At 67.6% G+C, this 9,360-nt stretch carries 9 protein-coding genes; 1 reads left to right on the plus strand and 8 read right to left on the minus strand.

Annotated elements, in window-relative coordinates; genetic code table 11:
* Positions 1 to 284 precede the first annotated feature (284 nt).
* Entirely contained in the window at positions 285 to 824 is a 540-nt protein-coding gene (locus tag A8G15_RS08805) for a DinB family protein (protein ID WP_068158052.1), read from the minus strand.
* A gap of 274 nt (positions 825 to 1,098) precedes the next feature.
* Here A8G15_RS08805 and A8G15_RS08810 point away from each other — a divergent pair, with 274 nt between their 5' ends.
* Positions 1,099 to 1,944: a hypothetical protein gene (locus A8G15_RS08810; RefSeq protein ID WP_068158056.1), complete on the plus strand. Its 846-nt coding sequence runs from the start codon at positions 1,099 to 1,101 to the stop codon at positions 1,942 to 1,944.
* A gap of 1,275 nt (positions 1,945 to 3,219) precedes the next feature.
* Here the strand turns inward: A8G15_RS08810 and A8G15_RS08815 are convergent.
* From A8G15_RS08815 to A8G15_RS08845, 7 genes are all read right to left on the minus strand, one after another.
* Positions 3,220 to 3,549, minus strand: coding sequence for a hypothetical protein (locus A8G15_RS08815; RefSeq protein WP_068158062.1), 330 nt, complete (start codon positions 3,547 to 3,549; stop codon positions 3,220 to 3,222).
* Between the two features lie 112 nt (positions 3,550 to 3,661).
* Positions 3,662 to 5,689 carry a Fic/DOC family protein gene (locus A8G15_RS08820; protein ID WP_068158064.1) on the minus strand — a complete coding sequence of 676 codons (2,028 nt, stop codon included), beginning with the start codon at positions 5,687 to 5,689 and terminating at the stop codon, positions 3,662 to 3,664.
* A complete protein-coding gene (locus A8G15_RS08825; protein WP_068158067.1) occupies positions 5,686 to 5,922 on the minus strand; it encodes a hypothetical protein in 237 nt (78 codons plus the stop codon). The genes A8G15_RS08820 and A8G15_RS08825 overlap by 4 nt, the downstream gene beginning before the upstream one ends.
* Before the next feature lie 83 nt (positions 5,923 to 6,005).
* On the minus strand, positions 6,006 to 6,563 hold the full coding sequence (locus A8G15_RS08830; RefSeq protein ID WP_068158069.1) for a DnaB-like helicase N-terminal domain-containing protein: 558 nt from the start codon (positions 6,561 to 6,563) through the stop codon (positions 6,006 to 6,008).
* Entirely contained in the window at positions 6,560 to 6,832 is a 273-nt protein-coding gene (locus A8G15_RS08835) for a hypothetical protein (protein ID WP_068158077.1), read from the minus strand. The genes A8G15_RS08830 and A8G15_RS08835 overlap by 4 nt, the downstream gene beginning before the upstream one ends.
* Before the next feature lie 245 nt (positions 6,833 to 7,077).
* On the minus strand, positions 7,078 to 8,544 hold the full coding sequence (locus tag A8G15_RS08840; RefSeq protein WP_068158080.1) for a ParB/RepB/Spo0J family partition protein: 1,467 nt from the start codon (positions 8,542 to 8,544) through the stop codon (positions 7,078 to 7,080).
* Between the two features lie 78 nt (positions 8,545 to 8,622).
* Positions 8,623 to 9,159, minus strand: a complete 537-nt coding sequence (locus A8G15_RS08845; protein ID WP_068158083.1) for a hypothetical protein — start codon at positions 9,157 to 9,159, stop codon at positions 8,623 to 8,625.
* Between the last annotated feature and the right edge of the window lie 201 nt (positions 9,160 to 9,360).

Consider the following 9,360-nt stretch of genomic DNA (forward strand, 5'->3'; position numbering starts at 1 on the left):
CCCCGGGACTTACCCCCGCCGATCAGCAGTAGCCACGGCAGCGACCGCGCGAACGGGGCCGAATCACCTGCCTCACCGCCCGTGCGGGTGGGGTCGAGGTCGGTGTCAGTGGAGGGCGGCATCGAGAGCATCTGGTCAGATCCTGATAGCTGGTGGGTTCGATCCGCCCTTCGGTGAGGAAGAACGTCGGGTCGGGGTGTCCTGTGCCCGAGCGCCTGCCGGTCGGCGACGCCGGCACGGGTGCAGTCGAGGGTAGCGGGCCGCGGTAGGCGTCGCCTCGGCAGTCAGCAGGGCGGATCGAGGGTGAGCTGCTTTTCGTGGAAGTCGAAGTGCTGGGTTGGGTACCGATACAGCTCGCCGAGCGTCATGAAGCCGGTGAAGAACGGATCCCACCGGACCGGGAACGGCATGCCTCGCCGCAGGTCCTCGTCCGATTCGCGTTGCATCCGGTGGATCAGGGATCCGACTACCCGGTCGAGTTTCGCACCCATCCGACTCCGGTTGAACACCAGTGCCGCAGCGCAGGAACCGTAGTAGTTCACGACGTCGAAGGGCCGCGTTCCGGCATCGAGGATCCGGGCGAACCCCCGGCCGATTCCAATGGGGAGTCGGCTGACCACCCGCACCAGCGGCAACAGCGCCTGCACGACCATGCATCCGAAGACCATGTGAAACAGCAGCTGCTCATTTGTCCACCGCGTCCCGGCCGACCGGCGCCTCAATGACTCATCCGAGGCGTCCGCGAGTAGTTGGTGAAGCCGCACGCGGACGCGCTCGAGTTCACCGACGAGGGCGGTCCTGTCCACCGATTCCGACCCGCCCATGGTTCACCACCCCATCCACCCTGCGGCGCCGGTTAGGCCGCACGGTCGCCTCTCAGCCTCCACCACAATCTGTCGAGAATCGGTTGTTTGCCGACATGATCGACCGAAAATCGCCACCCCAGGTGGCAGCCGTCAGTATCTGTTGAATACCCGTGTCTGCAATCAACGTCGGATAACCTCCGCTTCGAGGGAGGGGCCGTCGGGGTTCGCACACCGCTCGATACCCAACTCCGGCGCGGTCACCGCCGTCCGGGACGGTGTACACCGGCCGGCCGTGAAGACGAAATCGAGTCATACCGGCACACGGCCCGACTGGGGTCTGATCGGGACTGCCATCGACTTCCGTCTGAGGCTCGCATTCACCAGCACCAACCTCGTCCCGCCCTCCGCACAACAGGGTTACCTCGCCCTGTCCAGTAGTCATCACGACTCCGCAGGACTCCTTGCCGAGCTGACGGCCGCGACCACCGCGGTCCTCGCCGAGGCCGAGCCCTTCGCCGCCGACGGGATCGAGCTGCCCGCATCGCTCGAGAACGAGCTGATCGACGGAGGGAAGGTCGTCGAGCTCGATGCGGCTCGCGACCACGTGCCGTGGTTCGTCGTCGACCAGATCCACGATCAGGTGCGCCTGGCGAACGTCGGCCTGGGCCCGTTGCGAGCAGGTGCCGTGCGGGCATCCGCCGGGATGAGCTTCTCCGGGTCCGCTCTCGTCGGCGGCGCCGATGCCGACCTTCTCGTCGACGGTCTGCTTCTCGATTTCAAATCCACACACGGTGCGACCACGATCACCCGGTCCGAGGTCTATCAGCTGGCCGGCTACACACTGCTCGACTTCGACGACGTGCACGGCATCGAGCGAGTCGGGGTCTACTGGACGCGGCACGGGGTGATGCGCACGTTCACACTCGCCACCTTCTTCGAACTGCTCGGAACCACAGCGCCGAGCTCCGGGCCGAGCTCCGGGCCGAGCTCACTGCCTACGAGGACCGGCGTCGCCGTGCGTATCTCGACCGGCAGACGGCGCGCGACCACATCGAGGATCTCGAACACGTGCAGCCGGACACGGACACGCGACTGCGTCGTTCCGTTCGCTGGCTGGCGCAGCGCGCTGAGGCGCTGAGGCGCTGAGGCGCTGAGGCGGGGGCATCGATTCCCGGACGCCGAGTCACGCGCGTGCCGACTCCCCCTTCACTCGCGGAGCATCTCGAGCTGCCACCGGACCCAATGCCACCACTCGATGACATCCGGGTCGTCCGGGTTGTGGCCGGCGGTCGCCCACACTGCACGGTCCTCGGGATCCATACCCAGTTGGACGCATCGGGCACGCCGGTGGTTCCCCCATCCCCACCAGCGGGGCTTATGTGTGCGTGGCCGTTCCGTCCGCCGGAATCGCCGGGTGCGGGCACGGATCCGGGGTCGACACACCGCCGATGCAGACCCACACCGGGCGGTGAACACACCCCCGTGCCGGCCCGAAGCATCGACCGGCGGGGGGTTCTGGTCGAGGCTTCGGGCCTTCTCACGAGCCACACGGCGGGGGACGGGTGGCCGCGGCCACACCACTTCCTGGATCGTCGGGGGTGATCCGGGAAGTGGCGGGCACTCGGGTACGCCGACAGTTCGGCGTCCTGTGTGTCTTGTCGTCGAGCGCCCGCCAAATGTTTCATGCCCGACTCCGCCCTCCGAGCGGGAAACGGTGTCCGGGCACCGCGGGCCTCGGACCCACCCGGCCACCGACGAGCATCCCCTCCGCGGTCCACCCCCTCCACCCCGGTGCCGACGTCTGCGGATGGGCGGCGGTAACCGCCCAGTGGCGGCGAACGTGCAGAACGGCACCTTTGATGCGGTCAGGGTTCGGCCGGCGGAATTCCCCTGAACTCGACGATGATCCGCCCCAGGCTGGGGGCGTTGGTTGGATCGGTAGGCCGGCGCTTCCCGAACACGGTGTTCTCGCGTTCCGCCGGCCTACCGCGCCACCATCATAGTCGAACAGGTGTTCGACATCTGGGAGAATGCCGAGGTGAGGACGTATGAGCGGGCCCCGAAGGTCTGTCCGGCCGGTCACAAGCTCGGGCCGAACCGGACCTTGGTGGGGTGGTCGCCGTGCGACTGCGCCGCGGCCGCGGCGTCGGACGCTGCCACGGGCCACCGGACTTACGAGTGTCGACAGTGTGGGGCGGTGATCGCCGTACCGCCGCATGTGGGGCCGCCGCGTCCGGGGGTTCGGTGGTCGTGACCTCGGCGCGGGGCCGGTAGCGTCACCGGTGTTGTTCCTGCGTTCAGCCTCGCCGGGCGCCGGAACGAGACCAACGATTCCACGACGCAGGAGCGTTGACCGGTTGTGCTTTGCACTGCGGTCGGCTCACCTGGCGTTCGCATCCCCGACCGAGCCGCGTTAGCCGACTTGGAAAGACGGGGAGGGGCGGGTGAGTGCGTCGCGGATCGCGTTCTGCACGGCGTCGACCACCTGGTATGCCTCGTCGATCTGCAGCACAAGCACCCGCTGTGCGCCGATCTGGTCGTCGACGGCGAGGGTCACCGTGTCGGGCAACTCGTTGTTGATCGTGATCGTGCCGAATTCGGTGTTCACAGATACCGGTTCGATGGTCATGAACGCCTTTCGCGGGTGGTCTCGTCGGGAAGCGTGCGCGGCCCTGTCCTTGCGTGGCTTGTTGGCGGCTACGGTGCCCCCACTCTCGGCGCCGTCGGCGTCGATGCCGATCATGGTTGAGGTCTTATCGGCGCCACCACCAAGCAGAAGTTATTCGGCATTTCTCGCTGTTCCGTCCATTTCGGGATTCCGTGTCCGGCGGCGCGGGTGCGCCGCCGGACGACTTCTAGAGCTCGGGGCCGAGGGGCCGATCCTGGGTAGGCGGCTGGTGCTCGTGTGCGGCCGGTGGCCGGCCGTCGGGCTGCGGCGGGCGATGGTGCGGTTCCGGTGGCCTGTGGGATTCGTCGTCGATGCGCCCCGGTGAGCGGTCCGGCAGGGTCTCGCGGTCGGTGACCGGTTCGGTCTGTTCCGTCTGTCGTGCGGTATCGATGCGTTGTTCCTGCTGGTCCGGCTCCGGGGTGTCGCGGTCGACCAGCGGAGTCGACCACTGCTCGGCGTCGATCTCGTCGAGTATGGAGGTGACCTCGCGCTGGTATTGCTCGTGAGCGAGCTCGAGGGCGAGTTCTTCGTCGTGGTTGATCCAGGTCGGTTCGTCCGGGGCCAGGGTCGGGGTGGTGAGTGGATCGGTCACCTCATGTCGGTCCTCGGCGTTCTCGCGGAGGGCGTGACTGCGGTAGCCGAGCATGTCCCAGTGCCGTTCGTAGCGGAGGTCCGCGGCCAGGGTGCCGATACCTGTCGGTTCGGCCGGGAGCTCGGTGGTGATGGCGCGCTCGAGTTCGGCGGCGAATGCGCCGCGGCCTGCGGTTCGCATGGCTTCTTCGAGTGCGACATCGGGTTCGGCGTCCCCGGTCGGGTTGTCGTAGAAGTTGGTGGCGTGGTTTGCGGCGCGGAGGGCTTCGGGGTCGATGACGCGCCAGTCGATGGTGCGGTCGGGGTCTGCGTTGGCGAGCTGGTCGGCGACGAGGAGCACGGCAACGGACTGGACGCCCTCGGTCTCTTCCTGGATGGCGGCGAGGTGCTGCCCGAGCCTGTGTGGATCGGCGATCGTCTGCGCGGTCGCGGCCGGGATCTTCGGCTGGGTGTAGGCGGCGGTGTCGCTGATGATCGGCATGAAGTCGGTGTGCAGCTCGCGGTGCACGATGCTGGCGTGCAGTTCGCTGCCGTCGCCGGTGATCTCGCGGTGGGCGAGGTAGTCGGCGGCGCGCAGGGCCAGCTCCCACGTCACGAACTCGTGGAGGCGGACGGGGTCGCGTTCGTCGAACGCGTTGACCAGGGCTCCGGTGTCGTAGCGCATGGTGTTCTTACCGGCCAGCGGGTCGAACAGGTCCTTGTAGCGGTCGTTCGGCGCGGGTAGACCTGCGGCGATGCGTTCGGCGGCGAGAGTGGAGGTGCCGTCGAGGATGCGGCGGACGGCGTCGTCGTGGGCTTCGCTGTAGTTGGTTCGTTCGGCGAGGGTGAGTCCGAGGCGCACCAGGGCGTGCGCGTTGTCGAGGCGAGCTCCGCGCAGTGGTTGCTGGGCTCGGGGTACCTCCCTGAAGGTCTCCGGGGCGGTGTAGGGGCCGCTGCGGTCGCGGTCGTAGTCGCGCAGGATCGCCATGTGGCTGGTCAGCGACAGGACGGGGCGGCCCGGCCGGGGCGGGGCCGGCTCGAATCCGTTGACCGGAACGACGGCGGGGGCGAGGACATCGGCGAGCAGCCGGGGGTCTCCGCTTTCGGCAGTGATGTAGCGGGCCGCGGACAGGGCGGCGAGGTCTATACGTGCGGTGTCGATTTCCCATCCGGCGTTGTCTGCGACTCGGCGGAACAGTTCGTACTGGCTGCGTGAGTTTCCGTCGGGAAACGGATGGATCTCGGTCATGCGGGCCCAGTAGTCGGCCAGGCGGGCGACGAAAGGTCCGTGTTCGAGTCCGGTGAGGTTGTTCTCGTCGGCGAGGTCGGCGAACAGTTCGTCGACGTCGGCGGCGGTGTCCTCGGGGCTTGAGTGGGTGATCGGCAGGTTCCCTTGGCTGGTGGGCGTGGTCTTGTACCGGCCTGCCCACGAGTACAGCCCGTCGAACCCTCGGCGGTGGATCTCCTGCAGGAGTTCGCCGGTGAATGCGCGCGGGGCCGGCTCGGCGGCGAACTCCCACATGGCGGCAGCGAAGGCCGTTTCCTCGGCGCTCTCGAGCACGCGGGCGTCGGTGATGCCGAGCAGGTTGACCCGGACGTCGGTTCCGGGGATGTAGCCCTCGGATTCGACGATCGAGGCGGTCACTGGGCCTCGTCGGGGCGGGTGCGGAACGCGTCGAGCAGTTCCTCTCTCGTTGCCCCTGATTCGAGTCGATCGATGATCGCGCGGGGATCTTCGATGTCGAACTCCCCTGCCATCGCCCAGGCTGCGCGGATGTTCTGCGCCACATGGTCTTTCACCGCGTCCTCGCCGAAGGGGGCGAGCCGTTCTCGGAGCGAAGGCCGAGGGTTGGTGTCATCGGTGTCGTGGTCGGTCATGGTGTCCCCTCCTGTTGGTGATGTTGGATCGATGGATCGTGAAGGAAATCCCGGCTCCGGTGTCCCCTCCCCCGCTCCCATGTCTACTCGGTGACACCGACCGCTGGTGCGGCGCCGATGAGGGCGCGGAACCGGTCGAGCCGGCGGGTGGCGGCGCGCTGTGCGTAGCCGATGGTGAGCAGGTGCTCGAAAAGTTCATGTTCGGGCAGGGTTTCGGCGGCGTCGGTGATCGCGGCCCCTGCCTTGCGGAAGCTGCGGCGGTAGGCGGCGCTGACGACGGCGTGGGCGTAGTAGAGGGCAGAGGTCGGATCGGCGCCGGCGGTGGTCGCGCCGGTGAGGGCGTAGGCCAGTCGGCTGCCGTGGTGTCCGGCGAGCAGTCCGTGGCGCTCGAGGTGGGTCAGGACCATCGCCGGGTCGTGGGGTTGGCCAGCGGCGGACAGGGCTGCCATGGCCTCGAACAACTCGGCGTGCAGCGGGTCGTGGAAGTCCGCGACCTCGAGCAGTGCCGTGATCTCGGCGGCGGTGGTGTGGCCGGCGAACAGTAGGGCGCACAACAGCAGGGTCTCGACGTCGGCGGATTCGGGTGCGGGGTCGTCTGCGGCGGTGTCGAGTGCGGGCTCGTGCAGGTAGGTGACGGTCATGCGCTGGTCCGTTCGTCGAGGGCATCGGCGATGTCGAGGACAGGTGTGGGGTCGATGTGGCCGATCGATGAGAGTCCGACCGTGGCCCGGGCGGTGAGGTGGCCGTCGATGGTGACGGTCACTTCGCTACCGGCGGGCGCACAGCAGGCGAGCACGAGCGTGCGCGCAGCCTCGGCAGCGGCGGACGCGGCAGCGGCGCGGGTGAAGGCACAGCCGGAGTCGGAGCGTGCGAGGTCGGGGGCGGTCATCGCGGCGGTCCAAACGATCATCTCGGAGCTCCTCCTGTGCGGTGTGGATCCATTGTCGCCTAATAATCATTTCTTGTGAAGCCTTTCAGGTGACTAAAAGTAGCTATTTTGACACTGTATTTGATTTGTTTTTGATGTTTTTAGTGCGTTTCTGCTGGTAGTGCGGGAGAGAGCCGCCGTTCGGGGCTCGATGCCCCGGACGGCGGCTGACCGCACCTGCCGTGCACCCGGTGGGCGGTGCGGGACCGCCCACCGGGGTCTGCGGCCTACTGCTGTTCGGCCAGCGGCTCGAGTCCGGCAGCGCGGCGTTCGATGTCCGAGAGCGTGTAGCCCTGCGCCGCGATGCCGCGCAGGTAAAACTGCGCGAACGGGGTGGGGGTGCGCCAGTGCTCCTTGTTCAGCTGCGATTCGAATGCGGTGAGGATGTGGGCGCGGAGCAGCACCAGTGCACGGGCGTCCGGTGCGGCGGCGAGCTTGGCCAGGGTGTCGGTGGTGGGCATCGTCTGCTCGGTGAGGACGCGGGCGTGGTAGGCGGAGGGCACGTGCGGCCACTGGATCAAGGCTGTGGCCACGAAGGCGGCGGTGCCCTTGGGTGCGGACTTGCGGGTGAGCTGCTGGGCGAGCCAGGTCCGGCGGACTTCGGTCGCGGCCGTCCAGGCCCGGTTGTTCTCGACCACCTCGCGGCGCTGAGCGGCGCGGGTGTCGGCGTCCACCTCGGCGGCGCGGGCGGTGCGGTTGCCCCAGTAGGTGCGCCACGGGGAGCTTCCACAGCGGACAACGTGCCAGTGACGGGTGGTCTCCTCGGTCTCGATGACGTGGGCGCGGAGGGTCATCCAGTCTTCGCGCTCGTCCTCGTCGGGCAGCTCGTCGACGAGATCGTCCGGGTCGACTTCCTCACCTGTCTCGCGGTGGTAGCAGACGCACCGGCTCTCGACGTAGAGGCCGAGATGTCCTGCGGCGGCGATTTCTTCGATCGTGGGGGTGTTGCCGTCGATGTCGGTGACGCGGTCGAATACGGCGCTGTTGTCGTCGACCCATTCGTGCATCGATCCCATCGCGACGGCGTTGATGCCGGTCTCGGCGAGGGCAGCCTCGGCGCGGGCGATGGCTTCGGCCCGCTCGGTCCGGCGCAGACGTTCGTCGGCGAGTGCGTGGTCGAGCCGCCTGCTCCGGATGGCCCATTCGATGCGGCCGACGGCGGCGGGGTCGTCGCTGAATTCGGCGATGGCGGCGGCTTGCTCGATGGTCAGTTCGCCGCGTTCCACGGCGTCGCGCTGGTCGGTTCCGCGCAGGGTGAGAGCGGCGTCGACCTCGGTGCGGGGAGCTTTGGTGCGGCGGGCAATCTTGGCGGGCTCGAGTCCGTGGTCGGCCAGGGTCTCGAACAGTGCCAGGCGTTCGCCGGTGGTGATGGGCGCGCGGTGTTCGTTCTCGCTCCATTGGGTGACCAGGCGGTCGACGGCGGCCTCGGTGCCGTCGCGCTCGTCGCCGACGATCATGGCGGGGATTGCGGTCAGGCCGGCCTCGAGGGCGGCAGCGGTGCGGCGATGCCCGGTGAGCACGCGCAGGGCACCGGTGGCGGTGCGGCACACGGTGACAGGGGTCAGGACTCCCTGCTCGGCGACGGACTCACGGAATGCGTCGGTCAGGTGCAGGTCGTGGCGGATGTTGGCGTCGGCGAGCAGGGCGGCAGGGTCGACGGTGGCGAGCTTTGGGAGCGTCTCGTTCTTGTTCATGTCACCAAGTTTACATCTGTTTTGATGCTTTTTCGATGATACGTTGATGATTTTTAGCATCGTATTTGGTGACTTATTTCACTCTTCCCTACTGTTGACCTGGCGTTTTCGTCCGGATGCAACTCGACCCCGCCGTGTGGGGCGGGGCCGGGCATTCAGTGTTTCGATGCGGTCGTGGATGGGGAGGACGCTCGCTCGGCGACAGCCGTAGCGGGCGGCGATCTCGGGGAGTCGCGAGTCGGAGGTGGCGGCGTAGTTCCCTCCGAACATCGCCGTCGAGTGCGTGCGGCAGCAACGGCCGTTCTCGTGGTCCCACTCGACGTGGACCAGGGCGGGGTAGTTCTCGTCGACGAACGCTCGGGTGCGGATCTGTAGCGCGACCGTCGGACGGCCGGGACCTCCCCCGTCGAGCGCGTGACGGCATCCGCCGTGCGGGGTGCATCCGGCGAGGAGTTCGGTCACCTCGGCAGTGACGGCGTGGCGCTCGTCGAGGATGCCGACCAGGAGTAGGTCGGCGTGGTTGGCACCGACTCCCGCTGGTGCAGTCGCCCCGCAGAGGCGCGCGGTGGACCTCGAGGGCGAGACCGGAATGCTGGTGTGTGTGCCGATGTTCATGTCACCAAAATTACATCTGTTGTTATGCTTTTTTGATGTTGTTTTGATGATTTATTGGTCTCGGTTTGGTGATTGTTGTCACCAGTTTCGGTGCCTTGACCTGCGGCTTTACGATGTCGTGGGGACTGGTGGGGTGGTTGTTGGGGAGCGGGTTCCTCGGTCGGTCGGCGGGGCCTGGTGGACCGGGTGCGGCGACCACCG

The sequence above is a fragment of the Rhodococcus phenolicus genome (assembly GCF_001646785.1).
GTDB lineage: Bacteria > Actinomycetota > Actinomycetes > Mycobacteriales > Mycobacteriaceae > Rhodococcus > Rhodococcus phenolicus.

Coding starts and splice junctions, on each gene's coding strand:
- A8G15_RS08805 (WP_068158052.1), bottom strand. CDS start 824: ATGGGCGGGTCGGAATCGGTGGACAGGACCGCCCTCGTCGGTGAACTC.
- A8G15_RS08815 (WP_068158062.1), bottom strand. CDS start 3,549: ATGATCGGCATCGACGCCGACGGCGCCGAGAGTGGGGGCACCGTAGCC.
- A8G15_RS08825 (WP_068158067.1), bottom strand. CDS start 5,922: ATGACCGACCACGACACCGATGACACCAACCCTCGGCCTTCGCTCCGA.
- A8G15_RS08830 (WP_068158069.1), bottom strand. CDS start 6,563: ATGACCGTCACCTACCTGCACGAGCCCGCACTCGACACCGCCGCAGAC.
- A8G15_RS08835 (WP_068158077.1), bottom strand. CDS start 6,832: ATGATCGTTTGGACCGCCGCGATGACCGCCCCCGACCTCGCACGCTCC.
- A8G15_RS08840 (WP_068158080.1), bottom strand. CDS start 8,544: ATGAACAAGAACGAGACGCTCCCAAAGCTCGCCACCGTCGACCCTGCC.
- A8G15_RS08845 (WP_068158083.1), bottom strand. CDS start 9,159: ATGAACATCGGCACACACACCAGCATTCCGGTCTCGCCCTCGAGGTCC.